We start from the raw sequence: 26,870 nt of genomic DNA, 5'->3' as shown, positions 1-26,870 counted from the left end.
GAATCAGGGATACCACCGATGCCGAGCGTCGGTGGCCTGCCGTAGCGTCGCAGCACACCCGACCCGCCCCGAAGCACCCGAACCACCCGACTCGCCCCGAAGCACCCGAACCACCCGACTCGCCCCGAACCACCCGAACCACCCGACCCGTACAGGAGCCCGAGATGCCCGCTGCGACCATCGATCCGCGTCCGGTCCGTTCGGTGAGCTGGTCCGACTTCCAGAAGGCCGTGCGGTTCGGCGCCGACCCCGACACCGTCGTCGCCGTGGCCGAGATCACCGCGAAGCGCGCCCAGCATCGGGGTCTCGGCGAGCCCGTCGGTCCGCACGCCCGCCTCGGCGGGGTCGGCTACCTGCGCGAGTACGAGCGCGGCCTCGTCTTCTGGACCCGCGAGCACGGTGCGTCGGCGTTGCACGGCATGGTCCGCGACGTGTGGGACCTGCTCGGCCGCGAGCGATCCGTGCTCGGCGCGCCGATCGGCGACCTCGAATACGACGCCGCACTCGAGGAGTGGATCGGTCGATTCGAGCGCGGCCGGGTGCGCTGGTCGTCGGCGATCGGCCCACAGGTCGAGCTTGACTGAGCGCGCGCGGCCGAGCCGGTCAGCGCCGGCGCAGCGCGCCGAGCGCTCGCAGCAGCTGCGGCACCACGAGGTAGACCGCGAGCGGCACGACGACGGCGGTGAGCACGAGTGCGCGCAGCACCGGATGCCATGAACCCGAGACGGGCGCGAGGGCCAGCATGCCGATCGAGACCATCGGGAAGATCGCGAGCCAGGTCGCGATGGCCCGCACATGCACCGAGGGCGGGCCGGCCTGGGATGCGGGGACGGCGGTTGTGGGTGCGGTCGCGATCGCGGTCTGCTCGGTCATCTACGAGCCCTTCCTGATATCCAACTGATTGGTTGCAACTGAATGGTTGCAAGTGAAGCACGCGTCCGGACATTCCGCAACCGTCTGGTTGGAAGTTGCTACGATCGACGCATGGCCTGGGACACCGAGCGCACCAAGCGTCTGCTGCTCGACGCGGCGACCGCCGAATTCAGCGAGCACGGCCTCGCGGGCGCCCGGGTCGATCGCATCGCCGCCGCGGCCGGCGTCAACAAAGAGCGCATCTACCAGTACTTCGGCAACAAGGAGTCGCTGTTCGAGACGGTGCTGGGCACCCGGCTCGTGAACCTCATCGACACCGTGCCCATGGTGTCCGCCGAGGGCGACGCCGTGGGTGCCGCCGCGGTCGCCGACTACGTCGGCCGGCTGTTCGACCACCACCTCGCCGACACCACGATCCCGCGGCTCATCTTCTGGGAGGGCCTCGAACTCGGTGACATCGAGCTGCCCCCCGACCGCGTCGCCTCCCACGATCAGAAGCTCGACACGCTGCAGCGCATGCTGCCCGGCGTCGGCCGACGTGCGACCGGCGAGTTGCTGTTGACGATCGTGACGCTCGTGAACGCGTTCCCGGTGCTCGCGCAGCTCGACCGTCAGATGACGGGCGGCGAGACGGCGGCCGGCGGGCACGATCGTCGCCTGGCCGAACGCCGCGCGATCATCGTCGACGCGGTCGCCGCGCTCGCGCAGGCGGCGATCGATCGAGCGGCCGCCGGCGATGCATCCGACTGACCGCGGTGGGCCGGCTCGTGATGCGGCCCGACCCTCGTGATGCGGCCCGACCCTCGTGATGCGGCCCGACCCTCGTGATGCGGCCCGACCCTCGTGATGCGGCAGACTGACCCGATGGCCCCGCAGCTGCTCGACCTCGCGCCGAACCCGTACGACGCCGACGCGATGTACGACGCGTTCGTCGAGTGGGCCGAGCGCCGCGGCTTCGCGCTGTACCCCGCGCAGGACGAGGCGGTCATCGAGATCGTGTCGGGTTCGAACGTGATCCTCTCGACGCCGACCGGCACGGGCAAGTCGCTCGTCGCGGTCGCCGCGCACGCGGCCGCGGTCGCCGCCGGCGGGCGCACCTACTACACCGCCCCGATCAAGGCGCTGGTCAGCGAGAAGTTCTTCCAGCTCGTCGAGATCTTCGGCGCGCAGCGGGTCGGTATGGTCACGGGCGACACGTCGGTGAACGCGGATGCCCCGATCATCTGCTGCACGGCCGAGATCCTCGCGAACCTCGCGCTGCGGCAGGGGGCGGATGCGCCGGTCGACCAGGTCGTGATGGACGAGTTCCACTACTACGGCGATCCCGAGCGCGGCTGGGCGTGGCAGGTGCCGCTCATCACGCTGCCGCACGCGCAGTTCGTGCTCATGTCCGCCACGCTCGGCGACGTCACCGCGATCGCCGACGACCTGACCCGTCGCACCGGTCGGCCCACCGCGCAGGTCACGGGGGTCGATCGGCCCGTGCCGCTGCACTTCTCCTATGCGAAGACGCCCGTGCAGGAGACGGTGGAAGAACTGCTCGAGACCCGCGAGGCGCCGATCTACATCGTGCACTTCTCGCAGGCCGCGGCGATGGAGCGGGCGCAGGCGCTCGCGTCGATCCGGGTCGCCACGCGCGAGCAGCGCGATGAGATCGCGGACGCGATCGGCGGGTTCCGGTTCACCACCGGGTTCGGCCAGACCCTGTCGCGGCTCGTGCGCGCGGGCATCGGCGTGCACCACGCCGGGATGCTTCCGCGCTACCGCCGACTCGTCGAGACGCTCGCGCAGCGCGGGCTGCTGCGGGTGATCTGCGGCACCGACACGCTCGGCGTCGGCATCAACGTGCCGATCCGCACGGTGCTCGTCACCGCGCTGTCGAAGTACGACGGGCAGCGGATGCGCCAGCTCAGCGCCCGCGAGTTCCACCAGATCGCCGGGCGGGCCGGGCGCGCCGGCTACGACACCGCCGGCAACGTCGTGGTGCTCGCACCAGATCACGAGATCGAGAACGAGCAGGCGCTGCGCAAGGCCGCCCTTCGCCAGGCTCAGGGACCGGGCAAGGCGAAGAAGGTCGTGCGCAAGAAGGCGCCGGCGGGGTTCGTGTCGTGGGGTGAGGGCTCGTTCGAGCGGCTCGTCGCCGCGCCGCCCGAGCCGCTCGTGCCGCAGCTGAAGCTCACCGCCGCGATGCTCATCAACGTCGTCGGCCGGGGTGGCGACGTCGTCGGAGACATCCGGTCGCTCGTCTTCGACAACCACGAGCCCCGCGCGAGGAAGTTCGCGCTCGCCCGCCGCGCGCTCGAGATCCTGCGCACCCTGCGCGACGCCGGCGTGGTGACCCTCCGTCCTGCGCTCACCCCATCCGCCGACGGTTTCGGTTCGAGTGGAAACCCCGCGCACGAACGGGACCACTCGACGGGTGGGGCGGCCGGCGGGGGGCTCGGGGTCGAGATCGCGCTCACCGTCGACCTGCAGCCGAACTTCGCGTTGAACCAGCCGCTGTCGCCGTTCGCGCTCGCTGCGATCGAGCTGCTCGACCCCGCCACGAGCGAGCAGGGCACCGGGCACTACGCCCTCGACGTCGTCTCGATCATCGAGTCGACCCTCGACGACCCGCGGCAGATCCTCGGCCAGCAGGAGTACAAGGCGCGCGGCGAGGCGGTCGCCGCGATGAAACAGGACGGCATCGAGTACGAGGAGCGGATGGCGCTGCTCGACGAGGTGACGTACCCGAAGCCGCTCGCCGACCTGCTCGCGCACGCGTTCGAGACGTTCGCGTCGAGCCAGCCGTGGGTGCGCGACTTCGAGCTCAGCCCGAAGTCGGTGGTGCGCGACCTGTTCGAGCGCAGCATGTCGTTCGGGGAATACGTCTCGTTCTACCAGCTCCAGCGCAGCGAGGGGCTGGTGCTGCGATACCTGTCCGACGCGTTCCGGGCGATCCGGCAGACGGTGCCCGATGAGGCGAAGGACGAAGAGCTGCTCGACCTCATCGAGTGGCTCGGCGAGCTCGTGCGCCAGGTCGACTCGAGCCTGGTCGACGAGTGGGCCGAGCTGATCGACCCGAATGCCCACCTGCCCGAGGACGAAGCGCCCGTCGTGCCGCCCGCGCCGCCCTCGGTCGTGACGAACCGGCGCGCGTTCACGGTGCTGGTGCGCAACGAGCTGTTCCGCCGGGTGCAGTTGGCGGCGCTCGAGCGCGACGACGAGCTCGCCGACCTCGATCCCGACGTCGACTGGCCGGGTGCGCTCGACCGGTACTACGCCGAGCACGATGCGATCGGCGTGGGTCCGGCGGCGCGCTCACCGCGCATGATCGCGATCGACGAGACGGATGCCTCGCGCGGCATGTGGCGGGTCGAGCAGACGATCGACGACCCCGAGGGGGACCACGACTGGCGCATCCGCGCCGAAGTCGACCTCGACGCGTCGGCCGAGCAGGGCGCCGCGGTCGTGCGCGTCACCGAGGTGGTGCGGTTGTAACCGCCGGGGCGTCGGCAGTCGTGGAGGGAACGCTCAACCGAGCGCGAGCATGGCCGCTGCGGCGAGGGCGAGCACCAGCCCCGCCCACTGCACGGGTGCGATGCGCTCCTTCAGCACGAGCGCCGCGAGCAGGATCGTGCCGGCGGGGTAGAGCGCCCCGAGCACCGCCGCGACCGACAGGTCGCCGGCTCGCAGGGCGAGCAGCAGCAGCGCGTTCGCGGAGGCATCCAGCAGCCCTGCCCCGAGTGCGAGGCGCAGCCCGCGCGACCGCGCCCCACCGCCTCGCGGTGCGGCGATCACCCGTCGGCGCACGACGAGGGCGACCACCCCGGCCGCCGCGAACCCGAGCACCGCGGTGACGCCGCGGGTCGCGACGAGCGGCGCGAGCCCCGAGGCATCCGAGGTCTGCGCGATGAGGATGTAGTACGTTCCGATCCCCGCGCCCGCCCCGACCGCCATGAGCAGGCCGCGCGCGCTCGGCCGCACCGCGCCGCGCTCGGGCACGAAGCCGACGAGGACCACCGCGACCAGCGCGAGCCCGATCGCCCAGATGCCGAGCGGACCGAATCGCTCGCCGCCGACCGCGACGCCCCACACCATCGGGGTGATCGCCGAGACGACGGCGGTGAGCGGCGACAGGATGCTCATCGGCCCGACCGCGAGGCACGCGTACAGCAGTCCGATCGCGATGGTGCCGGCGACGCCGGCGAGCGCACCCCAGGCGAGATCGGTCGCGCTCCAGGTCGCGCCGAGCAGCGGCAGCACCAGCAGGATCGCGACCAGACCGGATGCCGCGCCGAGCGCGGTGGCGAGCACCGCGCTGATCCGCTTCGCGGCGAGACCTCCGAAGAAGTCGGCGGCACCGTAGACGAGGGCGCCGCTGAGCGCGAGGACGGCGGTGAGCACGCAGACGAGCCTAGAGGGCGCCCGCGAACCCGCGATCGGGGCCGATCCTGCTCAGATGAGCATTTTTCGCGTCGATCAACTTAAGCGCAGGTGACGAGCGCATCCGCCCCCTTCCGCAGCGGGGTTCGCCGTCCGTAGCATGCGGTGTGTTCCCCGCATGCGGTGCAGGTGCCCCGCCGCCGATGCGCGTCCGCGGGGCTCTGGGGAGGAGAGACATGCATCGACGCACCGCTCGGGGGATCTCGACGGCGGCTCTGGCCACCGCCGGGTTCGTCGCCATCGGGCTGCTCGGCCCGGCACCCGCCTTCGCCGAAGACGACGTGACCATCAACCTGGTCACCGTCAACGACTTCCACGGCCGCATCAAGCGCGACGGCGCTGCGGCCGGTGCGGCCGCGCTCGCGACCGCCGTCAAGGACATCCGCGCCCAGAACCCGAACACGATCTTCGCCGCGGCCGGCGACCTCATCGGCGCATCGACGTTCGAGTCGTTCATCCTCGACGAGCTGCCCACGATCGACGCGCTGAACGCCGCGGGGCTCGATGTCAGTGCCGCGGGCAATCACGAGTTCGACCGCGGCTGGGAGACGCTGCGCACCGACGTGCAGGATCGCGCGAACTGGGAGTACATCGCCTCCAACGTGTTCTACAAGGGCACGGATGACACGGCGCTCGCCGAGTCGTGGACCAAGACGGTCGGCGGCGTCACGGTGGGCTTCGTCGGCGCCGTCACCGAGGAGCTGCCGTCGCTGGTGAGTCCGGCGGGCATCGCCGACCTCGAGGTGCGCGACATCGTCGACTCGGTGAACGCGGCCGCCGACCGGCTCACCGCCGACGGCGCCGACATCGTGGTGCTGCTCATCCACGAGGGCGCGGCGACCACGGCCGAAGCGTCCGCGACCGACCCGAACTCGCCGTTCGGGCAGGTCGTGCTCGGCGTCGACGACGACGTCGACGCGATCGTGTCGGGTCACACGCATCTCGCCTACAACCACGTGATCGACGGTCGACCGGTGATCTCGAGCGGTCAGTACGGCGAGAAGTTCAGCGACATGACGATCGTGTACGACACCGACACCGACACGATCGTGTCGATGGACAACGAGCTGATCGACGCGTCGACGCCGGTTCCGGGCACGAGCAACTTCACGTATCGCGACGTTCCGGACCAGGCGGTGACCGACCTGCTCGCGCCGTACCTGGCCGAGGCCGACGTCCGCGGTGCGGTGCCGCTGGGCTCCGTCACCGCCGACCTGGCGCGCGGGCTGCAGCCCGACGTCGATGCGAACGGCGACGTCGACCCGACGAAGCCGCCGGTCGAGAACCGCGGCGCCGAGTCGACCCTGGGCAACTTCGTCGCCGACGTGCAGTACTGGTCGGCGAGCCAGGATGCCGCGGTCGACATCGCGTTCATGAACCCGGGGGGCCTGCGCACGAACATCGCGTACGCACCCGACGGCGTCGTCACCTACCGCGAGGCGGCGAACGTGCAGCCGTTCGCGAACAGCCTGTTCACCCAGACGCTCACGGGCGCGCAGGTGAAGCAGGTGCTCGAAGAGCAGTGGCAGCCGGCTGGCTCGAGTCGCCCGTTCCTGAAGCTGGGCGTGAACCAGGGGTTGGAGTACACCTTCGATCCCACGCTGCCGCCGGGCCAGCGCATCACGGGCATCACGCTCCACGGGGTGCCGATCGACCCGGCGGCGACCTACCGGGTGGTGGCGAACTCGTTCCTCGCCGCGGGCGGTGACAACTTCTTCACCCTCGGGCAGGGCACCGACCGGCGCGACAGCGGCAAGATCGACCTGCAGTCGATGGTGGACTGGTTCACCGAGTTCCAGACCGGCAGCCCCGACCCGGTGCAGCGCTCGGTGGGCATCCACCTGTCGGCGGCCGACGCCGACGGGTACGACCCGGGCGACTCGCTCACCGTCGATCTGTCGTCGCTCGACTTCTCGGCCGACCCGGCCGGGGGCGAGGTGGTCGTCTCGATCGGCGGCAAGGAGTTCGGCCGCAGCGCGATCGACACGTCGCTGGTCCGGTTGAACGACGAGTTCGGGCGGGCGTCGATCACGGCGCCGATCCCGGCGGGCGTGTACGGCGCGCAGCAGCTCACCGTGAGGGTGCCCGGCACCGGAACGACCGCGACGCTGCCGATCACGGTCAACCCGAAGCCCGTCGCCGTCACGGTGGTGGGTCTGCCCAACCCGATCATCACGACCTCGTCGAAGGCGGTCTCGTACGTCGGCGTGGTCATCGCCCATGACCTCAGCCGCCCGGTCGGCACGGTCACCGTGTACGAGGGCTCGAAGGCGGTCGGCTCGGTGCAGGTCACGGCCGCCTCGCGAGGTGCGTTCACCGTGCCGGTCGGCAAGCTGAGCCGCGGAGTCCACCTGCTGAAGGCGGTCTTCGACGGCGGGCCGGGCTACGGCGACGACACATCGTTCACCGTGCCGGTGGTCGTGCTGAGGTAGTCGACGACCGATGGGCGGCCGGCCGGGGAACCGGTCGGCCGCCTGCTGTATCGGATGGCGCGGGTACGCTGGCACGGTGATGACTCGCGGCGCTCGGGCGGTGCGCGGCACGGCGGTGGCCGGGTTCGCGGCCTTCGTCGCCGCTCTCGCGCACACCGCCGGCGGGGGTGCCGCGCCGGGCCCGGTCGCGATCGGTCTCGCCCTCGCGTTCTCGGCGCCGCTCGCGATGCTGCTCGCGGGCGCGCGCGCCCGCACGCTCGCCACGGCGGTCTCGGCGCTGGTCACCCAGGCACTGCTGCACCTCGTCTTCGCGATCGGCATCGGCGCTGCGGATGCTCCGGGGCCCGTGACATCCGCAGCGCACCTGTCGCACGTCGTCCACCCGGGCCATACCGGCTCGCTCGGTGCGCTCGGGTCGGCTCAGCCGCTCGTCGACCACGGCGGCGTCGCGATGCCGTTCACGCACCTCGTCGCGGCCGCGCTCACGGTGGCGTTCCTCGTCATCGCCGACGACGTGTTCGCCGCGTTCGCACGGCTCGCCCGAGGCATCCTCGCCCGGCTCTCGCGGATGCGCATCCCGCTCGCCGACCTGCCCGCCGCACCGCGCGTGCGCGCCGAGCGGCCGCTCGCGACGCCCGTCGTCCTCCGTCTGGTCGATGCCCTCCGGTACCGGGGCCCGCCCGCAGCATCCGTCGCGCGCTGACGCGCGACCCACGCATCGGCTCACCCCATCCCATCCGCCGGGCGCGCCCGCGCGCCCGCGCGAACGAACTCCGAAGGACTCCTCAGATCATGCGCATCGCGCGACTCTCCGCCGCCGGCCTCGGTGCCGGCGCCCTGCTCGCCCTCGCCGCCGCGCCGCTCGCCGCGTCGGCCCACGTCACCGTCACGCCGGGCGACGCGCCCGCCGGGGCGTACACCGTGCTCACCTTCTCGGTCGGGCACGGATGCGACGGCTCGCCGACGACCGCCCTCACCTTCGACCTCCCCGAGAACGTGCTGTCGGTCACCCCGACCGTGAAGCCCGGGTGGACGGTCGAGAAGGTCATGGTGCCGCTCGACGAACCCGCCGAGGGCGCCCACGGCGACACCGTGACCGAGCGCGTCGGACAGGTCGTCTACACGGCCGACACCCCGCTGCCCGACGGCTACCGCGACACGTTCGAACTCCAGGTGCGCACGCCCGACGACGCGGCGGGCACGACGCTCGCGTTCCCGGTGCTGCAGTCCTGCGTCGAGGGCGAGACGAACTGGGCCGACCTGCCGACCGACGACGGCGCCGAGCCCGAGACCCCGGCGCCGACGATCGCGGTGATCGAGGCGGTCGCCGACGAGCATGCGGGCCACGGTGGCGATGCGACCGAGTCGACGGATGCCTCGCAGCCGGCCCCGTCCGAGCCCGATGTGCTGGCCCGGGTGCTCGGCATCGGCGGACTCGTGGTCGGTGTGATCGGTATCGTGCTGGCCATCGCCGCCCGCGCCGGGGAGCGCGCGTGATGTCCGCTCGCGTGCGGTTCCGGCGGGCCGCCGGGTTCGCGGCCGCCGGTGCGGCGGTGTGCGCGGCCGCACTGCTCGCCGTCGCACCGGCCGCGCCGGCGGCGGCGCACAACTCGATCACCTCGACTTCGCCGGCCGACGGCGAGACGGTCACGACCCAGCCCGGCGAGGTGTCGCTGACCACGAGCGACGAACTGCTCGACCTCGGGTCGGGCAACGTGATCGACGTGGTCGGCCCCGACGGGCTGCACTACGCGACGGCGTGCGCGACGGTCACCGGGTCGGATGCCTCGGTGCCGCTCGCGCTCGGCAAGGCCGGCGAGTACACGGTGGAGTGGCGCGTGGTGTCGGCCGACGGCCACCCCATCGCGGGTGAGTTCGCGTTCGAGTGGGCGCCCGCTGAGGGGGAGGTACTCGCCGAGGGAACTGCGGAGCCTGCCTGCGCCGACCTCGCCACGGGTGAGACGACGGATGCTCCGGCCGGCTCGGATGCCTCGCCGCCGGCGTTGCCCGCCGATGCGCTCTGGATCGGCGCGGCGGCCCTGCTCGTGGTCGCAGCGGGCGTCGCGACCTGGCTCCTCGCCCGCCCGCGCCGCACCCCGCCCGCCGAGTAGCCGGCCCGTCCGTCCGGTCGGCCGTTCGCTAGGTAGGTAGGTAGGTAGGTGTAGGTAGGTAGGTGCAGGTACGCAATTCAGGTCCGCGCGCGGCGTGTCGCGCGCGAAACCGGTTTCGACGCCGCCCGACACACCTCCGCACCTGAATTGCGTACAGGTTGTGCCTGGGGAGGGGAGGGGAGGGGGTTGAGGTCGGGGGTGGCGGGTAGGGTCGAGCGGGTGAACCGCAGCGCGTACGAGCCGGCCTGGGAGCCCGACGACATCCCGTTCGACCCCGACGCGCTCACCCCTCCCGACGACGACGAGGCGTGGCTGCCGCCCGACTCCGCCTCCGACCGGTTCGGCGGGGCCGCCGCGCCCGCGACGGGCTCCGTGGCATCCGTCGCACCGCCCGTCACGCGCGCCGCGCCCGCCCGGTTCGCGACCGCGCTCGACGCGCTGCACACCGTGTTCGGGTACGACGCGTTCCGCGGCGAGCAGGCCGAGATCATCGACCGGGTCGCGGGCGGCGGCGACGCCGTCGTGCTCATGCCGACCGGCGGCGGCAAGAGCCTCTGCTACCAGATCCCGGCGCTGCTGCGCGAGGGCACCGGCGTGGTGGTGTCGCCGCTCATCGCGCTCATGCACGACCAGGTCGACGCGCTCGTGCGCAACGGCGTGCGTGCGGGGTACCTGAACTCGAGCCAGTCGCCCGCCGAGCGCGCGCAGGTCGAGCGGGCGTACCTCGCGGGCGAGCTCGACCTGCTGTACATCGCACCCGAGCGGCTGAATTCCGAACCGGTCAAGCGGTTCCTCGAGCGGGGCACGATCGCGCTGTTCGCGATCGACGAGGCGCACTGCGTGGCGCAGTGGGGTCACGACTTCCGGCCCGACTACTTGGCGCTGTCCGAGCTCGCCGAGCGCTGGCCCGACGTGCCGCGGATCGCGCTCACCGCGACCGCCACCGAGGCGACCCATCGCGAGATCACCGAGCGGTTGTCCCTCGGTGATGCGAAGCACTTCGTGGCGAGTTTCGATCGGCCGAACATCCAGTACCGCATCGCACCGAAGAACGAGGTGCGTAAGCAGCTGCTCCAGTTCATCCGGGCCGAGGGGGTCGACGGTGACGGGCGGGCCGCCGCGGGCATCGTCTACGCGCTGTCGCGGGCGTCGACCGAGAAGATCGCGGCGTTCCTCGTGCAGAACGGCGTCGACGCGATGCCGTACCACGCGGGTCTCGACGCCGACGTGCGCCGCCGCACGCAAGAGCGGTTCCTCCGCGAAGACGGGGTCGTGGTGGTGGCGACCATCGCGTTCGGCATGGGCATCGACAAGCCCGATGTGCGGTTCGTCGCCCATGTCGACCTGCCGAAGTCGGTCGAGGGGTACTACCAGGAGACGGGGCGGGCCGGCCGCGACGGCCTGCCGTCGACGGCGTGGCTCGCGTACGGCCTGCAAGACGTGGTGCAGCAGCGTCGCATGATCGACGAGAGTCCGGGCGACCTCGCGCATCGACGCCGCCTGAGCGCCCACCTCGACGCCATGCTCGCGCTCTGCGAGACGGTGCAGTGCCGTCGGCAGAACCTGCTCGCGTACTTCGGGCAGCGAAGCGCCCCGTGCGGCAACTGCGACACCTGCCTCGAGCCGCCCGCCGCGTGGGACGGCACCGTGCCCGCGCAGAAGCTGCTGTCGACCGTCGTGCGGCTGCAGCGCGAGCGCGGGCAGCGGTACGGCGCCGGGCACCTGATCGACATCCTCCGCGGCAAGCGCACCCCGAGGGTCGAGCAGTACGGACACGACACGCTCGCGACCTGGGGCATCGGCGACGACCTCGGCGACCAGCAGTGGCGCGGGGTCGTGCGGCAGTTGCTGGCCCAGGGGCTGCTGCAGTCGCAGGGCGAGTACGGCGTGCTCGCGCTGACCGACGCATCGGCGGAGGTGCTGTCCGGCCGTCGACAGGTGCAGTTGCGCACCGAGCCCGAACGCGCACCGCGTGCGCAGGCGAAGCGGGCCGCGCCCGCGGCATCCGATCTCGAACCGGCGCAGGCCGAACTGTTCGAAGCGCTGCGCGCGTGGCGGGCCGGCGAGGCCCGCGAGCAGGGCGTGCCCGCCTACATCGTCTTCGGTGATGCGACGCTGCGCGCCGTCGCGGTCGCGCGCCCGTCGAGCATCGCCGAACTCGAAGGCATCTCGGGCATCGGGGCGAAGAAGCGCGAGCAGTACGGCGACGCGCTCGTCGCGGTGGTCGCCGCGAACTGACGCACGGTCGCGCTACGATCGCCGCAGGGGAGCGCTGCGAGGGGCGGCGTGCAGGCGATGCGGAGGGGCACATGGCCGACAGGGCGATTCGACCGACGGGGGTCACCGTCGTGGCGGTGCTGGCGTGGATCTCGGGGGCGCTCGATCTGATCTCGGGCATCCTGCTGCTGTTCCTGCTGCCGGTGCAGGCCGTCGTCGACCAGTTCCAGGGCACCGGCGGGCTGCTGACCGCCGCGATCGGGTCGATCATCGTCGGCCTCATCGTGGTGTTGGTGGCCGGTGGCCTGCTGAACGGCAACTCGGCGGCGCGCCTGGTCGTCACGGTCGTCGAGGTGCTGTCGATCATCGGCGGGCTGTTCCTCGTGTTCGCGTACTACGGCAACCGCCCCGAGGTGATCTGGGAGTGGCTCGGCATCCTCTTCTCGCTCATCGTCGTGCTGCTGCTCTGGAGCCGGAAGGCGAGTGCCTTCTTCCGCAGTTGACCGACGAAGGGCCCCGGATGCCTCGGTCCACCGTTGTGGGGATGCGACCGAGTCGGGCACGCCGAATTGTAGGGTGCGGACAAGCTCGCGCGCGGGCCTCGGAGCGCCGTTTGTAGGCCCCTCACGCACCGTTTCCCGGGCGCCGAGCGACCCCCGTAGCGTGGACGGCAGTCTTCATTCGATCGAGAAGGACGGCACCGACGATGGTTGACACCGCACCCCGTACGAAGCAGCAGCCCGCCGCGGCGGCGCCCGCGAACGCGGCCTCCGAGGCATCCGACCGGCCGAAGGTCGATGTCGAAGCCCTGGGCCGCCAGCTGCTGGGCACCTGGGCCGACATCCGCCTCGAGGCGCGCGAGCGCGCGGCGCAGCCCGAGTACCAGCGCATTGAGGGCCAGTCGATGGCCGAGCACCGCGAGCGCGTGCTCGCGCAGCTCCAGCTCCTCGTCGACTCGGGCGCCGTGCACCGGGCGTTCCCGAAGGAGCTCGGCGGCATGGACGACCACGGCGGCAATATCGCCGCGTTCGAGGAGCTCGTGGTCGCCGACCCGAGCCTGCAGATCAAGTCGGGCGTGCAGTGGGGGCTGTTCGGCGCCGCGGTGCTGCACCTCGGCACGAAGAGCCACCACGAGCGGTTCCTGCCGAAGATCATGTCGCTCGAGGTGCCGGGCGCGTTCGCGATGACCGAGACCGGGCACGGGTCGGACGTCGCGTCGATCGCCACGACGGCGACCTATGACGAGGCGACGCAGGAGTTCGTCATCGACACGCCGTTCCGCGGCGCGTGGAAGGACTACCTCGGCAACGCGGCGCTGCACGGCAAGGACGCGGTCGTGTTCGCCCAGCTCATCACCAAGGGCGTGAACCACGGCGTGCACGCGTTCTACATCCACCTGCGCGACGACGAGGGCGAGTTCCTCCCCGGCGTCGGCGGCGAGGACGACGGCCTGAAGGGCGGCCTGAACGGCATCGACAACGGCCGCCTGCACTTCACGGGCGTGCGCATCCCCCGCGACTACCTGCTGAACCGCTACGGCGACGTCGCCGCGGACGGCACCTACTCGAGCCCGATCCAGAGCCCCGGCCGTCGGTTCTTCACCATGCTCGGCACCCTCGTGCAGGGCCGGGTCTCGCTCGACGGAGCATCCACCGCGGCCGCGGCGATGGCGCTCACAATCGCGATCACCTACGCGACCCAGCGCCGCCAGTTCACCGGCGCGAGCGAGACCGAGGAGGAGGTGCTGCTGGACTACGGCCGGCACCAGCGCCGACTCATCCCGCGGCTCGCGACGGTGTACGCGCAGACGTTCGCGCACGACGAGTTCCTCGTGAAGTTCGACGCGGTGTTCAGCGGCAAGGCCGCGTCCGACGAGGACCGCGAGGACCTCGAGACGATCGCCGCCGCCCTGAAGCCGCTGTCGACCTGGCACGCGCTCGACACGCTGCAGGAAGCGCGCGAGGCGTGCGGCGGTGCGGGCTTCCTCGCCGAGAACCGCATCGTCGGGCTGCGCCAGGACCTCGACGTGTACGTCACGTTCGAGGGCGACAACAACGTGCTGCTGCAGCTGGTCGCCAAGCGACTGCTCACCGACTACTCGAAGCAGTTCAAGGGTGCCGGCTTCGGCGCGCTCGCCCGGTACGCGGTCGGTCAGACCGCTGAGAAGGCGTTCCACGGTTCGGGGCTGCGCCGTCTCGGGCAGAACCTCGCCGACTTCGGATCGACCGCCCGCTCGGTGTCGGGGCTGCGCGATGAGAAGGCGCAGCACGACCTGCTCACCGACCGGGTCGAGACGATGATCGCCGAGATCGCGGGCCGTCTGAACGGCGCGCGGAAGCTGCCGAAGGCCGACGCCGCGGCGGTGTTCAATCGCAACCAGAACGAGCTCATCGAGGCTGCTCGCGCGCACGCCGAGCTGCTGCAGTGGGAGGCGTTCACGCGCGGGCTCGAGCGCACCGCCGATGCGGGCACCAAGCAGGTGCTCACCTGGGTGCGCGATCTGTTCGGGCTCGGTCTCATCGAGAAGCACCTCGAGTGGTACCTCATCCACGGCCGGCTCTCGCCGCAGCGCGCGCAGTCGGTGACCGCGTACATCGACCGTCTCATCGAGCGGCTGCGTCCGTACGCCCTCGACCTGGTGAACGCGTTCGGGTACACCGACGAGCACCTGCGCGCCAAGATCGCCTCGGGTGCCGAGCAGGAGCGCCAGGACGAGGCGCGGGCGTACTTCGAGGCGCAGCGCGCGTCGGGCACCGCGCCGGTGCACGAGAAGACGCTCGCCAAGAAGGGCAAGAAGAAGTAGCGGATGCTCCGCAGCGCGGGCCGTCGTCCCTCCGGGGGCGGCGGCCCGTTCGGTCTGCGCGGCGGGCCGGGGTGCGCGGCTGGCCGGGGTGCGTGAGTCGCCAGGGTGCGCGGCTCGCCGGGGTGCGCGAGTCGCCGGGGTGCGCGGCTGGCCGGGGTGCGCTACTCGCCGGGCGGTTTCATGATCGCCCCGGCGGCGAGTCCGACGGCGGCACCGGCGGCGAGCCACAGCCAGAATCCCGTCCACAGGCTGATGCCGACGCCGACGAGCAGGCCGACGACGAGGCCGACGATCAGCTGCTGACGCCGGGCTGGGGACATGGGTTCGCGTGCCATGCCCCCAGCCTCGCAGATCGCGGCTGCGTGGCGACCGATCGGTGCTCCGTCGGTCGGGCGCTGCGCCGGTCGGGCGCCGCGCCGGTCGGGTGCCGCGTCGGTCAGGTGTACCAGGTGGGCTCGGGCAGTTCGCCGAGCAGGGCGTGGATGCCGACCTCGCGCTTCTTGTACGGGATCGGGTCGTGCAGGCTGTGCGTGCGCAGGTTGCGCCAGAAGATGTCGAGGCCGACCGAGTTGGCGCTCGCCCGGGCGCCGGTGAGCTCGAAGATCTTCGTCGCCGTCTCGAGGCCGTCTTCGACGATGCGCAGCTTCGCCGCGGCGATGCGCACCGCGAGCTCGCCACGACGGTACGGCGTGGTCTCCTCGCGCGGCGCATGCAGTTCGGCGCTGATCTCGGCGCCCACCTGGTCGATGAGCGCCGCGTCGGCCCAGAGCTTGGACTGCAGCTGCCCGTACCCCTCGAGGATGTACCACTCCTCGGTGGCCCGCGCCTTGTCGTCGCCGCCGTATGGCCACGCCCGGGTGTGCGACCGGGTGTACCCGGTTGCGGTGCGCAGCGCCCCCTCGGCGATGCCGAGGTAGAAGTTCGCGAACACGAGCTGGATCGCGGGCACGTTCCAGGTGTTGTAGACCAGTGGCACGAACTCGCGGTCGACGAAGCCCGCGGCCTGCGACCACGGCACCCGCACGTCGCGGATCTCGACCGCGCCCGACTCGGTGAGGCGCTGCCCGAGGTTGTCCCAGTCGTGCGCGAACACGATGCCCTCCTGGTCGGTGGGCACGATCGCGAAGATGTGGGTGTCGGTGCCGTCGAGCACTCCCTCGAGCACCGTCAGGTCGGAGACGACGCCACCGGTCGAGAACGACTTGCGGCCGTTGAACACGAGCTCGTCGCCGTCCTCGGTGATGACGAGGTCGGCGTCGCGCGGGTTGACCGCGCCGCCGAAGAACAGGTTGCCCGCGGTGTACGCCTCCTCGACCGCGGCGATCTGCTCGTCGGTGGCGACGAGGCGTGCCGCCCACGCCCAGAGGTAGTGGTATCCGAGGAGCTGGCCGATCGAGCCGTCGCCGCGGGCGATGATGCGGATCACGCGGTACGCGGTCTCCCATCGCTGCCCGCCGCCGCCGTGCTCGACGGGGCCGAGCAGCGTCACGAGGCCCGACGCCTTGAGCAGTTCGACCTCGGCCCGCGGGGTGCCGCCGGCTCGGTCGCGCTCGACCGCGTCGGCGGCCAGGATGTCGGAGACCTCCTCGGCACGCACCAGCCACTCGGCGCTAGTCTGTGGTCGGGCCGCGCCTCGCCAACGGTCGGTGACGACGTCGGGCGTCGCTGATGTCAGAGTCATGATCGTCCTTTCGGTGTCGCTGATCAGTGGGTTCGCCCTGCGTCGACGGGGTCCAGCCGTCGACGTCGGGACGTCTGCGGCGAGGCGCGGCTCGCCTCGCCGATGCGCTCAGACGGCGACCGGGTCGACGGCCCCCGTGCGGTCGAGTTCGGCCTCGAGTTCGCGCACGATCGGGATCACTTCGGTGCCGAACCGCTCGACCTCCTCGATGAAGTGCAGGAAGCCGAGCAGGAGGAGGTTCACCCCGCGCTGCTTGTACGCGATGATGCGCCGGGCGACCTGCTCGGGTTCGCCGATGAGCTGGGTGCGGAACCCGTCGTTGTACTGCACCAGGTCTTCGAAGGTGGAGTCGGCCCACATGCCCTTCTTGTCGTGCGTGGAGGGGCCGGCCTGCTGCACCGAGCGGCGGAACCCCTCGACCGATGCCTCGTCGGCCTGGGCGATGATCTCGCGCAACTGCTCGCGCGCCTCGGCTTCGGTGTCGCGCACGATCGCGAACCCGTTGAGGCCGAACCGCACGGTGCGCCCGTGCTCGGCGGCGATGCGGGTGACGTCGTCGTACTGCTCGGTGAAGCCGTCGAAGTCCTTGCCGTTCGAGAAGTACCAGTCGGCGTGCGCGCCGCCGTTGAACCGCGCGGCGGTCGAGTTGCCGCCCTGGAAGATCTCGGGGTGGGCGCGGCCTTCGACGGGGTACGGCCCGGGGCGCAGCGTGAAGTCGTCGACGCGGTAGAAGTCGCCCGCGAACTCGAAGTTCTCCTGCGTCCAGAGCCCGCGCAGCACCTCGATGAACTCCGCCGACCGACGGTAGCGTTCGTCGTGCTCGAGCCACGGCAGGGCGAGCTTCGTGTACTCGTCCTTGAACCAGCCGCTCACGACGTTGACCGCGGCGCGGCCCTTCGAGAACTGGTCGGCGGTGAGGATGAACTTCGCGAGCACGGCCGGCTCCCAGAGCCCCGGGTGCACGGCCGCGATGACCTTCAGCTTCTCGGTCGCGAGCAGGAGGGCCAGCGAGATCGACGTCGACTCGTGCTGCTGCGCCGCGCCGTAGCTCGACAGGTAGCGCACCTGCGAGAGCGCGTACTCGAAGCCGACGCGCTCGGCGGTCTGCGCCAGCCGCACGTTGTAGTCGTAGGACCAGTCGGTGCGCTGCTCGATGTTCGACACCACGAGCCCGCCCGAGACGTTCGGCACCCAGTAGGCGAACTTCAGCGGCTCGTGGATCAGGCTGTTCTGCGACACGGTCGGCTCCTCACGGTGGATCGATGCGGATGCCGGTCACGCTAGGCGGGGGCGGATGCCGCGGGCCAGCGTTGTTGCCGAGGATGACCCTTCGTTGCGGGATGTGTCGGGGTAGGGGAGGGGCCTCGATACGGCCCGCTCAGGGCACGAGGCCGAGGTCGCGCACCGCGCTGCGCTCGTCCTCGAGTTCGGCGACGGATGCCTCGATCCGGTGCCGCGCGAACTCGTCGAGCTCGAGCCCCGGCACGATGCGCCAACCCGTACCGTCGCTCGTCACCGGGAACGACGACACGAGGCCCTCGGGCACGCCGTACGAGCCATCCGACACCACCGCCGCGCTCGTCCACCCGCGCTCGCCGGTGCCGAGCACCCAATCGTGCACGTGATCGATCGTCGCCGATGCCGCCGACGCGACCGACGACGAACCGCGCACCTCGATGATCTCGGCGCCGCGCTTCGCGACCCGAGGGATGAACTCGTCGACGAGCCACTCGTGGGCGGCATCGGCGCCGCCGAGCCGTGCCGCGAGCACCCCGAGCACCGGATCGCCGCCCGCGGTCGCGTGCGAGACATCCGGGAACTGGGTCGCCGAGTGGTTGCCCCAGATCGTGACGTCCCGGATCTCGCCGACCGGGCTGTCGACCGCGGCCGCGAGCTGGCCGAGCGCGCGGTTGTGGTCGAGACGGGTGAGGGCGGTGAACCGGTCGGCCGGGACATCCGGCGCGTTCGCCTGCGCGATGAGCGCGTTCGTGTTCGCGGGGTTGCCGACGACCACGACGCGCACGTCGTCGGCGGCATGGTCGTTGATCGCGCGGCCCTGCGGACCGAAGATGCCGCCGTTCGCGGCGAGCAGATCGCCGCGCTCCATGCCGGGGCCGCGCGGTCGCGCGCCGACCAGCAGCGCCACGTTCGCCCCCTCGAACCCGACCGCGGCATCGTCGGTGATCTCCACGCCGCGCAGCAGCGGGAACGCGGCATCCTGCAGCTCGAGCGCCGCGCCCTCGGCCGCGCGCAGCCCCTGCGGGATCTCGAGCAGCCGCAATCGCACCGGTAGGTCGTCGCCGAGCATCGCGCCCGACGCGATGCGGAACAGCAGCGCGTAGCCGATCTGGCCTCCGGCGCCCGTGATGGTGATCGTGACCGGTGTCGTGGCAGCCATGCGCAGAGCCTACGCCGGTGGGCGCGACACCGAGGGTGGTGCGCCGAGGTGGTGCTGATCGTCCGACCCCCGGTTTGGGGGCGTCGCTGAGGTGTTGGGACTCTTATCGTGGTAGCGCCGTGGATCTGACAGGCAGCAGGCGCGGAGAACAATTACAGCAGTGTCGGGTACGAGTCGCTACCCGATATCACCCACACGCGACACGAGGATCGAGGATCCCCGGCCCGACCGTTCCGTGCCGCATCCTCCCGAGCCGGCGCTTCTCGGCGCAGGAATGCCTGGCACTGCGCGTCGCATCACGCACGTCCGAACGGAGCCATCTTGCACAGCCCGTCGTCCTGGGTCAGCCGCAAGCTGCTGACCGTCGCGCTGGTCGTCTACGTCGGCGGCGCGCTCGCGGTGCTCCTCGTGCCCACGATCGGAACGGCGTTCGGCAGTGTGTACAGTTGGTTCTTCAATGTCGTCGGCTGGCATTGGATGCGCCCGTCCTACCTGGACGTTCCCGCCAACGTGCTCTTGTTCGTCCCCATCGGCTTCCTGGCGGTCGCGTGGTTCGAGCGGTTCTGGTGCGGCTTCGCGATCGCTGTCGCCCTCTCGGTGGGTGCCGAGTTCGCCCAGATCCTGCTCCCCGCCCGCGACGCCAACCCTCGGGACATCCTGAGCAATGCTCTCGGTGCCTGCCTCGGTGCGGTCCTGGCGACGGTACTGCTGCGTCGGAAGACGATGAGTACGGCGCGGTCGGAATGAGGCGCTACGTGGAGCGGGATGAACTTCGCCTCTCGCGACGCCTTTGAGGATGCTTCTGCGAACGCCATCCTCCTGCTGACTGTCGGTCAGGACGACCGGTGTGGTGGTGGCCATGAGGGGGCCCACGCCTACGCATGCCGGTACGACTGCCTTCGTTGATGGGACGCGTCGCTGGATCAGTCGTGTCCGTTGATCCGCACGCGTGTCGTACTCGCGGCGATTACTCGGCGGAGTCCATCGAGATCACGGGCAGTACCAGTGAAGTGGAAGACGTGAGCCTCGGACCCCTCGCGCCAGTCGATGCGCTGCCCCGGACCACGTACGAGGACGATCTCTTCGACTCCGTCGAAGGCCCGCAGGTCGGACAAGCCCTCGACCGTATCAACGACGCCGGCATCCCACGGGGGAAAGACGTAGAGGAGATACCCGATTCGGTCGCAGGGGACGGGCCCCTCGAGCTCGACGGGCGCACCAACCGCGAGACGAAGTGCAGCCCTGAGGATACTGAAGCCGGAGGCTCGCTCGAGCATCTCGGACATCCCGCCGCCAGGTCGACCGTTGACCTCGATCACGACTGGTCCGGCATCGGTGAGCTTGATCTCCGTGTGCAGACAGCCCACAGTCACACCCACGGCGAGAGCCGCATCGCGAGCGGCGCGCAGAACGTCCGCCCGGACGTCGGGCGAGAGCGCGCTGGGAGTGAAATAGCCCGTCTCACGGAATGGCCATCGAAACGGGGTGCGAGCACTGATCGAGGCATGCGCCACGCGGCCGTTCTCGATAACACTCTCGACCGAGACGAAGTTCGCGAAGCCCTCGCCGCCGAGCGGCGCATCGGTGTCCGGAACATACCCCTCGAGGATGTACTCCTCCGCCGGCGTTCCGGGTCGTGCACGCAGTTCGCGGACGGTGACCTCCAGTTCCGGCCCGGACTCGATCGGGAGCGTATCGCGGCTCTGCTGGCCGCGGCGCGGCTTGAGGACTGCAGGAAACGGGAACTCGCGGGCGACCCCAGCCACGGTCATCGCGTCGGCATCGGCGGGAATCACACGGAAGGCCGGAACGGGAAGCCCACCCTCCGCGAGTGCCCGGCGCTGGACGTGCTTGTCCGTGAGCGCGATGGCAGTTTCGACGCTGTGGAAGGCGAGACCGAGGTGTTCGGCCAGGAGCGCTGTCCAGACCAGATCCGCATCGTGCAGTGAGACGATGCCGTCCGGGGCGTGGTCTCGCACGGACTCCGCGACCGCTGCGAGGGACCGGCCGGCGGCATCCACGACCGGACCGAACCGTTCCAACAGGCGCCGAAGCGTGGCCACTGCAGGCTGTGAGGAGTCGACGATCCAGACCAACTGGCAGACACTCTCTGCTGCCTCGATGATCGACAACGGAGCAAACGATTCCGGATGGTAGACGTACGCGAGCGTCGGCAGTTCTGCGTTGTCGGGTTGTCGTGCCATGGGGTCCGGTCAGATCGATTTCCGGACGGCGAGCATCTCCGCGTTCTCGTCGAGGTAACGGTCGTTGCCCACCATGATGAGCCCGCCATGAGCGTCGCGGATCACTCGCTCGAGCCGGTACTCCTTGCCGCGGCGGAAACCGTTGATGCTGCAGATCTGGAGTGCCTTGGTGGCTGTATGCACGGCGGTCGTGGTGGTGATCACCTTGACGTTGCGAAGCGTCATGATGAGATCGATGTTCTCGAGGTCGTCGGCGGCCGCCGCCGCCTCCACACGGCGTAGGGCCTCCGCAAGCGTGCTGCGCGCTGCTTGGACGTCTGCCGCCATCTCAGCCAGGCGCATCGCCGACATGGGGGTTTTGCCGATGCTGCGCCGGGCGGAGACGCGTACAGCGGCGTGCGCTTCCTCCAAGGCAGCCTCGGCGAGGCCGGTCCATACGGCGGTCAGAAGGACGTGTCGAAGCTGACCGCCGCCGCCATTGGCGATATCCGCGAATGGTACGGGAAAAATGTCGTCGTCGGTCACGTGCCCGGTGAGATGGATTCCTGTGCTGCACGTGCCGCGAAGGCCGAGCGTGTCCCAGCCGCTCGTCGGGTCGAGACTGAATTTCGCTGCGCGGAAGAGCACCGACACTTGGTCGGTCTCGGCCGCATCTGGATTGCGACGTGCGGTGCACGCGATGAGGTCCGCGCTCAGCCCGTACGAGACCGCGTATGACTGCTTGTCGAGCCGCCAGCCGTCGCCGTCCGGCTCGAGCGCGGCGATACTGCGCATGACATCGCCACCGAGGCCGGCCTCGCTGTTCGCGTTCGCGATGAGCAACTGCTTGTCGACGATCTCCGAAAGCAGGGCTCGAAGGGCCGGGGTGGTGCCGTACTTCAGCAGAAGGAAGATTTCAATCGTGTGCATTGCCAGCGCAGCGCCCGTCGCCGAGCAGTACCGAGCGAGCACGCGGATCGCGTTGCTGATATCCGTGAGCGTGGCTCCCATGCCGCCGAGCTCAACGGGCACCAGGGCGGTGAGCACGCCTTCCTTCTTCAGAGCGTCGAATGCTTCGGATGGAAAGCGCGCCTCGCGGTCGACATCGTAGGCCGCCGGACCGGCGACCTCCTTGCCGACACGTTCGGCGATCGTGAGAAGTCGTTCTCCGGGCGTTTCCGCGGTGTGCGGCTGCGCCAGTGCGATGTCTGTCATGTTCTTGTCCTCTTCGGGGTGTCGAATCAGAGAACCGCGTCGAGTACGCCGAGGGACTCGAGTGCCTCGCGGATGGCCGCGACGGACTGGAAGGTGGACTTGCGGAGGAGTTCATCGGGGAACTCAACCTCGAATGCGTCCTCGAGGGCGAGCATGACGTTGACGCTCGCGTGCGAGGTGAAGCCGGCCTGATAGAGATCGGCGTCATCGCTGAGTTCGATGATCGGAATCTGCGTCCTCGCGTATTCTGCGAGAACCTTGCGGATCCTTTCGTCGATGGAATTGCTCATGGTTGCTCCCAGCCTTGGTGCAGGGCGGCGACGGCCGCGTTCGGGTTGGTGCACTTGCACACGGGTTGCCGGGGATACGGTGCATGCTGCGATCCCCTGCCTGAGGATACTCGGGCGAGGCGATCAGCCTGCCCCCCAGTTTGAGGGATCCTCTCGGTGCGGATACGGTCGCGGCCAGGTGGGACCATCACGGTGGACTCACATACGGAAGGGGCGGAACATGGGCACGGACAGGGTGACGCAACGGGAGGTCCAGGTGAGGGTCGGGTGCGATGTGCAGAGCATCATCGACATCCGCGAAGGTTTGGTCGATTTCGGAGACCGATATCTCCGACGCATTCTGAGCGACGCGGAGCGAGCGTCGATCGTCGGCGATGTGACCGATGCATCCGTCGTCCGCTACACGGCTGGCCGGTTTGCGGCGAAGGAGGCGGTGTTCAAGATCCTCCGATGGGGCCCTGAGCAGGCGTTCGGCTGGCCCGACATCGAGATTCTGGCGGATACCGTGGGCGCGCCGACCGTCCGGCTGACCGCACCGGCGGAGGCGCTCGCCCTCGGAGAGGGCATCGAGGAGATCTCGGTCTCGATCAGCCACGCGACGCCATTCGCATTCGCGGTCGCGACGGCGCTTGTCGCAACTCGGAGGTCGGCGGCGGTGGGGTCGGGTGTCGACGAGTAGAGCTGCTCCGAGCGGATCGGCGTCACCCGATTTGGGGAGGGCGCGAGACCGGATGGGTCGGTAGAACTGAACCCGACTCGTTTCCCAGTCGGCTTCATCCTTGATCTCCGGAGCCTCGGCTCGTATCTGCGGTGCCCCTGATCCCACGAAGGAAGCGAACTCGGACGGGGGAGAGGACCACTCGCATGACCAGACCCGACACACTCGAAGACATTCGCGCCGAGCAGCGCCGAGCGTTCCGTACACGACTCGTGGAACACGGGTGGTTGCTCCCGTCGAGGGCCGCCGCTCTTCCGGGCCTCGGGCCGCGGGCTGTCGCCGTCTACGACGGACTGACGGCCCTGATCGCACGTACCGCTCGCCGCGAGTTCCCAGCGGAAGTTACCTCTGTGCGGTTTCCGCCGGTGTTCGCTGTCGGCATGCTGGAGCAGACGGACTACGTCGCGTCCTTCCCGCAGCTGCTGGGCACGATCAATTCGTTCGCCGGCGGTCAGAGCGAATACCGAGATCTCATCGCCGTGTACGACGAAGGGGGTGACTGGCAATCGATGCTCTCGACGACAGGTCTGGCGGTCGCGTCGGCCGCGTGCCACGCGCTCTATGCGTATCTCGAGGGCGAGACCGTCGACGCCGGTCGGTTGTACGAGATGACGGGGGAGTGCTTCAGGCACGAGCCGTCCGAGGACCCGATGCGATTCGTCAGCTTCCGGATGCGAGAGTACGTTCGACTGGGAACGGAAGACCAGGCCAAGGAACACCGACGCACCTGGTTGGAGATCGATAGAGGAATCTTCAGCGCGCTCGAGTTGCCCGTCGATATCGTCCCCGCGAACGATCCGTTCTTCGGACGCGGCGGTGTAGTGCTTGCCGCAAACCAGATCGAAGCGGAGGCCAAGTTCGAAGTGGTCACGGAGGTGTATCCCGGCACGGAGACCGCGATCGCCTCCGCGAATTACCATGGCACGCACTTCGGCGACGAGTTCGCGCTGTCGCTTCCTGATGGCACGCCCGCGCAGAGCGCGTGCGCGGCATTCGGCATGGAGCGCATTGTCTTGGCGCTCGCGCGCCGACACGGATTCGAGCCCGAGGCCTGGCCTGATGGTGTGCGAAGTGAGCTTGGATTGGTCGATTCCGCGGTGTTGCCATGAGCTCACTAGGTGAGCCAACCTGGCTTCATTCGGCCGGTCGCAGCATCGAGGCATGGGTACACCGGCCGGATGATGGACGAGTCGTCGGGGCCGTCGTGATCGCTCCATCACTGGCACATGAACACATCTGGACATACGAGTACCTTCGGCTCCTCGCCGTGATCGGCGCTCGGCGGGGATTCGTGGTCGTTCGATTCAGCTGGACGGGCCAAGGGGATTCCGAGTCAGCGCCGCCAGGGACGGATCTCGCCGACGCATGGCGGGATGACCTCGCCGCGGCAGTCGAGGCGGCGTCGGCAGTCTCGGGGATGGGTCGTGTCGACGCCATCGGTTTGCGAGTCGGGGCGGCAGTGCTGGCGTCAACGCCGGAGCTGCCGATCGGGTCGCGGGTGCTGTGGGAACCGATCGGTGGGCGTGCTTTCCTTCGCCAGCAGGCCGTACTGCGGAAGCTGGCACTTCCTGACTCACTCCCGATCAGTTCGACCGGAGTGGAACTGAGCAGTCAGTTCTACGACGACGTTGGAGCGGACTCGATCCGTGCGCTCGTGGACCCTCGAACGATCGAGCCTGGACGACTTCCGGTCGGCACTCATATCGTCGAAACGGACGCTGACGTGCTCCGTCGCTACCCTGAGATCGCGCGGCTATTCCGCAGCGACCCACATGGTGCAATCGACGCCGTCCTCGCGCGGCTCACCCCATCTCCTCCGGCTGCGCTGCCACCGTGGGAGCCGATCCGTGAAACGGTCGTGGTCGATCGCGAAGCGGGCGCAGAGGTTCGTCAGACATTCGTGGAGGTCGGCCGAGACCGACTTCCCGGTGTGTATTCGACACCGGTCGGGACCGCGTTGCCCGTTGCGGCACTTCTCATCCCAGCCTCGGTGGAGGCGAAGGGAGTGAACCGCCTCTGGGCACCCGCTTCTCGTCACCTGGCCGCGCGCGGAATGCCGAATCTCCGGGCCGACCGGCGTGGTGTCGGCGACGCGAAAGACATCGAGGATTTCGAGGTGCCGATCCCGCTTCGCATGTCGGCCGTCGATGATGTCGCACGTTCCGTCCGATGGTTGTCTGATCGCACGGGTTCGCCGGTTTCGGTGGTCGGTGTCTGCTCCGGCGGCTGGCTCGGCGTGCTCGCTGCCGACAAGGTGCCGATTCGGCGTCTCGTCATGATCAACATGCTGGCCTGGCGTCGCTCGAGCAGGCATTGGCCACAGTTCTTCCTCAGGGATGAGATGAACAAGCGCGCGGCGGAGGACGCCGGGGCCGCACCGGTACTCACCGATCACGAGGTGGTTCCTGCAGCGCCCTCGGCGCCGCGAGGCATCGTTGCGCGGCTCAAGCACGTATACCGGAGGCATACGCCATACGCGCTCCAGCTCGCGATCGCGAAGCTCGATATCGGCGACTACTTCGTGGAGACGGTTCTCGGTCCGGTTCCGCCCGAGACGGGCATCCGTCTCGTTTTCGGCGCGGCCGACCATGGGTGGTATCTGAAGGCGCGCGGCGCGAGGGCATCCGAACGGCTCCGCAAGCGCGGACGCCGGATCGACGTCCTTCTCGACGAGCGCGCAGACCACTCTCTCGTTTCGCAACTGGCGTTCGAGAGCGTGATGGACGCGCTCGACCGTGAACTCGAAGACGCGGTCGAGGAAGCCACTGGTACGGATGCTCGTCAACGATCAGTGCGGCCGAGCCGGGACCGGGCAGTCCCAACAGGGGTATAGGGAGCAGGCAGACATGAAGGGAGTGGTTGCGATGGGGGTTACTGATGTCGCGGTCGATACGACCATCGATGTGGCAGTTGCGGAGATCGACGAGCCCGGTCTCGATTCCACGCGGTTCAAGCTCGCATTCAGGAATCATGCTGCTGGCGTCGCCGTCGTCACCGCCGACCCTGGGAGCGGGCCGGTCGCGCTGACCGCGACATCGGTCTTCTCGGTGAGTGCCGAGCCTCCCCTGCTGGTGTTCTCGTTGTCCCGGATGTCCTCATCGACTCCGTTCATCCTTGCGGCAGAGACTGTCGTGGTGCACCTGCTTCGTAGCGAGGATCTCGCGCTCGCCCGGCTCTGTTCGATGAGCGGCGCCGATCGGTTCGCAGACACGACAGCCTGGGAAAGGCTCGACACCGGGGAGCCGCGGTTCCACTCGGCGCATACCTGGGTTCGCGGACGTATCGTTCATCTCCTGGACGCCGGCGGTTCCGTCGTGGTCGTCGTTCACGCTTTGGAGGCGAGCACTCCCGGCGAGAGTGACGCAGAGTCCGTGCATCCGCTCGTCTACCACAACCGCCAATGGCACGAACTCAGCGAGATCTCGCGTATCGGGGAATAGGCGGCGAGCCGGCGTCACCCGATCTGGGGCGCGCGACGGGGAGCGCGCTTCGATATACAAGCTTGTAGGCATCGCAAGTGCGAT

24 protein-coding genes are annotated in these 26,870 nt (G+C 69.7%); 15 read left to right on the top strand and 9 right to left on the bottom strand.

Translation table 11 applies throughout. The features are described 5' to 3' along the window. The first annotated feature begins 164 nt into the window (after positions 1–164). Positions 165–584, top strand: a complete 420-nt coding sequence (locus tag MTO99_RS11340) for an LGFP repeat-containing protein (protein ID WP_243553717.1) — start codon at positions 165–167, stop codon at positions 582–584. A gap of 19 nt (positions 585–603) precedes the next feature. On the opposite strand, the gene MTO99_RS11335 is transcribed toward MTO99_RS11340, so the two are convergent. Continuing rightward, entirely contained in the window at positions 604–873 is a 270-nt protein-coding gene (locus MTO99_RS11335; RefSeq protein ID WP_243553716.1) for a putative antibiotic biosynthesis monooxygenase, read from the bottom strand. A 111-nt stretch (positions 874–984) separates the two neighbouring features. Here MTO99_RS11335 and MTO99_RS11330 point away from each other — a divergent pair, with 111 nt between their 5' ends. Then, positions 985–1,623: a TetR/AcrR family transcriptional regulator gene (locus MTO99_RS11330; RefSeq protein ID WP_243553715.1), complete on the top strand. Its 639-nt coding sequence runs from the start codon at positions 985–987 to the stop codon at positions 1,621–1,623. A 114-nt stretch (positions 1,624–1,737) separates the two neighbouring features. After that, the gene (locus MTO99_RS11325) at positions 1,738–4,353 is read left to right on the top strand and encodes a DEAD/DEAH box helicase (protein WP_243553714.1); all 2,616 of its coding nucleotides are present in this window, start codon (positions 1,738–1,740) and stop codon (positions 4,351–4,353) included. 33 nt (positions 4,354–4,386) lie between these two features. Here the strand turns inward: MTO99_RS11325 and MTO99_RS11320 are convergent, their stop codons facing one another. Next, complete coding sequence (locus tag MTO99_RS11320) at positions 4,387–5,259, bottom strand: EamA family transporter (RefSeq protein WP_243553713.1); 873 nt, start codon at positions 5,257–5,259, stop codon at positions 4,387–4,389. A gap of 215 nt (positions 5,260–5,474) precedes the next feature. Here MTO99_RS11320 and MTO99_RS11315 point away from each other — a divergent pair, with 215 nt between their 5' ends. The 7 genes from MTO99_RS11315 (at position 5,475) to MTO99_RS11285 (ending at position 14,861) form a co-directional block, all read left to right on the top strand. Further along, on the top strand, positions 5,475–7,730 hold the full coding sequence (locus tag MTO99_RS11315) for a 5'-nucleotidase C-terminal domain-containing protein (RefSeq protein WP_243553712.1): 2,256 nt from the start codon (positions 5,475–5,477) through the stop codon (positions 7,728–7,730). A 76-nt stretch (positions 7,731–7,806) separates the two neighbouring features. Beyond that, entirely contained in the window at positions 7,807–8,433 is a 627-nt protein-coding gene (locus tag MTO99_RS11310) for a hypothetical protein (RefSeq protein WP_243553711.1), read from the top strand. A gap of 89 nt (positions 8,434–8,522) precedes the next feature. Beyond that, complete coding sequence (locus tag MTO99_RS11305; RefSeq protein WP_243553710.1) at positions 8,523–9,227, top strand: YcnI family protein; 705 nt, start codon at positions 8,523–8,525, stop codon at positions 9,225–9,227. Then, positions 9,227–9,841: a copper resistance CopC family protein gene (locus MTO99_RS11300; protein WP_243553709.1), complete on the top strand. Its 615-nt coding sequence runs from the start codon at positions 9,227–9,229 to the stop codon at positions 9,839–9,841. Before MTO99_RS11305 ends, MTO99_RS11300 begins: the two co-directional genes overlap by 1 nt. Before the next feature lie 219 nt (positions 9,842–10,060). Further along, a complete protein-coding gene (gene recQ, locus MTO99_RS11295; protein ID WP_243553708.1) occupies positions 10,061–12,079 on the top strand; it encodes a DNA helicase RecQ in 2,019 nt (672 codons plus the stop codon). Positions 12,080–12,150: 71 nt separating this feature from the next. Next, positions 12,151–12,561, top strand: coding sequence for a DUF7144 family membrane protein (locus MTO99_RS11290; RefSeq protein WP_243553707.1), 411 nt, complete (start codon positions 12,151–12,153; stop codon positions 12,559–12,561). 203 nt (positions 12,562–12,764) lie between these two features. After that, on the top strand, positions 12,765–14,861 hold the full coding sequence (locus tag MTO99_RS11285; protein ID WP_243553706.1) for an acyl-CoA dehydrogenase family protein: 2,097 nt from the start codon (positions 12,765–12,767) through the stop codon (positions 14,859–14,861). Between the two features lie 161 nt (positions 14,862–15,022). Here the strand turns inward: MTO99_RS11285 and MTO99_RS11280 are convergent, their stop codons facing one another. The 4 genes from MTO99_RS11280 to MTO99_RS11265 form a co-directional block, all read right to left on the bottom strand. After that, positions 15,023–15,196 carry an HPP family protein gene (locus tag MTO99_RS11280; protein ID WP_243553705.1) on the bottom strand — a complete coding sequence of 58 codons (174 nt, stop codon included), beginning with the start codon at positions 15,194–15,196 and terminating at the stop codon, positions 15,023–15,025. Positions 15,197–15,297: 101 nt separating this feature from the next. After that, positions 15,298–16,542 carry an acyl-CoA dehydrogenase family protein gene (locus tag MTO99_RS11275; protein WP_243553704.1) on the bottom strand — a complete coding sequence of 415 codons (1,245 nt, stop codon included), beginning with the start codon at positions 16,540–16,542 and terminating at the stop codon, positions 15,298–15,300. A 108-nt stretch (positions 16,543–16,650) separates the two neighbouring features. Further along, complete coding sequence (sfnG, locus tag MTO99_RS11270; protein ID WP_243553703.1) at positions 16,651–17,781, bottom strand: dimethylsulfone monooxygenase SfnG; 1,131 nt, start codon at positions 17,779–17,781, stop codon at positions 16,651–16,653. A 139-nt stretch (positions 17,782–17,920) separates the two neighbouring features. Further along, the gene (locus MTO99_RS11265; protein ID WP_243553702.1) at positions 17,921–18,940 is read right to left on the bottom strand and encodes a malate dehydrogenase; all 1,020 of its coding nucleotides are present in this window, start codon (positions 18,938–18,940) and stop codon (positions 17,921–17,923) included. Positions 18,941–19,261: 321 nt separating this feature from the next. Between MTO99_RS11265 and MTO99_RS11260 the strand changes: the two genes are divergently transcribed. Next, complete coding sequence (locus MTO99_RS11260; protein WP_243553701.1) at positions 19,262–19,687, top strand: VanZ family protein; 426 nt, start codon at positions 19,262–19,264, stop codon at positions 19,685–19,687. Positions 19,688–19,863: 176 nt separating this feature from the next. On the opposite strand, the gene MTO99_RS11255 is transcribed toward MTO99_RS11260, so the two are convergent. The 3 genes from MTO99_RS11255 to MTO99_RS11245 are packed head-to-tail and all read right to left on the bottom strand — an operon-like array spanning position 19,864 to position 22,628. Beyond that, entirely contained in the window at positions 19,864–21,144 is a 1,281-nt protein-coding gene (locus MTO99_RS11255; RefSeq protein WP_243553700.1) for an ATP-grasp domain-containing protein, read from the bottom strand. A gap of 9 nt (positions 21,145–21,153) precedes the next feature. Next, the gene (locus MTO99_RS11250) at positions 21,154–22,338 is read right to left on the bottom strand and encodes an acyl-CoA dehydrogenase family protein (RefSeq protein WP_243553699.1); all 1,185 of its coding nucleotides are present in this window, start codon (positions 22,336–22,338) and stop codon (positions 21,154–21,156) included. 26 nt (positions 22,339–22,364) lie between these two features. Continuing rightward, positions 22,365–22,628 carry an acyl carrier protein gene (locus MTO99_RS11245; RefSeq protein ID WP_243553698.1) on the bottom strand — a complete coding sequence of 88 codons (264 nt, stop codon included), beginning with the start codon at positions 22,626–22,628 and terminating at the stop codon, positions 22,365–22,367. Between the two features lie 220 nt (positions 22,629–22,848). Here MTO99_RS11245 and acpS point away from each other — a divergent pair, with 220 nt between their 5' ends. The 4 genes from acpS to MTO99_RS11225 all read left to right on the top strand — a co-directional run bounded on the left by acpS (position 22,849) and on the right by MTO99_RS11225 (position 26,786). Next, positions 22,849–23,307: a holo-ACP synthase gene (acpS, locus tag MTO99_RS11240; RefSeq protein WP_243553697.1), complete on the top strand. Its 459-nt coding sequence runs from the start codon at positions 22,849–22,851 to the stop codon at positions 23,305–23,307. 185 nt (positions 23,308–23,492) lie between these two features. Then, on the top strand, positions 23,493–24,455 hold the full coding sequence (locus MTO99_RS11235; RefSeq protein ID WP_243553696.1) for a class-II aminoacyl-tRNA synthetase family protein: 963 nt from the start codon (positions 23,493–23,495) through the stop codon (positions 24,453–24,455). A 95-nt stretch (positions 24,456–24,550) separates the two neighbouring features. After that, entirely contained in the window at positions 24,551–26,179 is a 1,629-nt protein-coding gene (locus MTO99_RS11230) for a hypothetical protein (protein ID WP_243553695.1), read from the top strand. Next, a complete protein-coding gene (locus tag MTO99_RS11225) occupies positions 26,121–26,786 on the top strand; it encodes a flavin reductase family protein (protein ID WP_243553694.1) in 666 nt (221 codons plus the stop codon). Before MTO99_RS11230 ends, MTO99_RS11225 begins: the two co-directional genes overlap by 59 nt. The last annotated feature ends 84 nt before the right edge of the window (positions 26,787–26,870 follow it).

Origin of the sequence: Agromyces larvae (assembly GCF_022811705.1) — a bacterium.
GTDB classification, from domain to species: domain Bacteria; phylum Actinomycetota; class Actinomycetes; order Actinomycetales; family Microbacteriaceae; genus Agromyces; species Agromyces larvae.
This window is presented reverse-complemented; position numbering and strand designations above follow the sequence as displayed.

What these genes read in the sequence shown, in the direction of transcription:
- MTO99_RS11340 (WP_243553717.1), top strand. Translation starts at nt 165, where the DNA reads ATGCCCGCTGCGACCATCGATCCGCGTCCGGTCCGTTCGGTGAGCTGG.
- MTO99_RS11335 (WP_243553716.1), bottom strand. Translation starts at nt 873, where the DNA reads ATGACCGAGCAGACCGCGATCGCGACCGCACCCACAACCGCCGTCCCC.
- MTO99_RS11330 (WP_243553715.1), top strand. Translation starts at nt 985, where the DNA reads ATGGCCTGGGACACCGAGCGCACCAAGCGTCTGCTGCTCGACGCGGCG.
- MTO99_RS11325 (WP_243553714.1), top strand. Translation starts at nt 1,738, where the DNA reads ATGGCCCCGCAGCTGCTCGACCTCGCGCCGAACCCGTACGACGCCGAC.
- MTO99_RS11315 (WP_243553712.1), top strand. Translation starts at nt 5,475, where the DNA reads ATGCATCGACGCACCGCTCGGGGGATCTCGACGGCGGCTCTGGCCACC.
- MTO99_RS11305 (WP_243553710.1), top strand. Translation starts at nt 8,523, where the DNA reads ATGCGCATCGCGCGACTCTCCGCCGCCGGCCTCGGTGCCGGCGCCCTG.
- MTO99_RS11300 (WP_243553709.1), top strand. Translation starts at nt 9,227, where the DNA reads ATGTCCGCTCGCGTGCGGTTCCGGCGGGCCGCCGGGTTCGCGGCCGCC.
- MTO99_RS11290 (WP_243553707.1), top strand. Translation starts at nt 12,151, where the DNA reads ATGGCCGACAGGGCGATTCGACCGACGGGGGTCACCGTCGTGGCGGTG.
- MTO99_RS11285 (WP_243553706.1), top strand. Translation starts at nt 12,765, where the DNA reads ATGGTTGACACCGCACCCCGTACGAAGCAGCAGCCCGCCGCGGCGGCG.
- MTO99_RS11280 (WP_243553705.1), bottom strand. Translation starts at nt 15,196, where the DNA reads ATGGCACGCGAACCCATGTCCCCAGCCCGGCGTCAGCAGCTGATCGTC.
- MTO99_RS11275 (WP_243553704.1), bottom strand. Translation starts at nt 16,542, where the DNA reads ATGACTCTGACATCAGCGACGCCCGACGTCGTCACCGACCGTTGGCGA.
- MTO99_RS11265 (WP_243553702.1), bottom strand. Translation starts at nt 18,940, where the DNA reads ATGGCTGCCACGACACCGGTCACGATCACCATCACGGGCGCCGGAGGC.
- MTO99_RS11255 (WP_243553700.1), bottom strand. Translation starts at nt 21,144, where the DNA reads ATGGCACGACAACCCGACAACGCAGAACTGCCGACGCTCGCGTACGTC.
- MTO99_RS11250 (WP_243553699.1), bottom strand. Translation starts at nt 22,338, where the DNA reads ATGACAGACATCGCACTGGCGCAGCCGCACACCGCGGAAACGCCCGGA.
- MTO99_RS11245 (WP_243553698.1), bottom strand. Translation starts at nt 22,628, where the DNA reads ATGAGCAATTCCATCGACGAAAGGATCCGCAAGGTTCTCGCAGAATAC.
- acpS (WP_243553697.1), top strand. Translation starts at nt 22,849, where the DNA reads ATGGGCACGGACAGGGTGACGCAACGGGAGGTCCAGGTGAGGGTCGGG.
- MTO99_RS11235 (WP_243553696.1), top strand. Translation starts at nt 23,493, where the DNA reads ATGACCAGACCCGACACACTCGAAGACATTCGCGCCGAGCAGCGCCGA.
- MTO99_RS11225 (WP_243553694.1), top strand. Translation starts at nt 26,121, where the DNA reads ATGCTCGTCAACGATCAGTGCGGCCGAGCCGGGACCGGGCAGTCCCAA.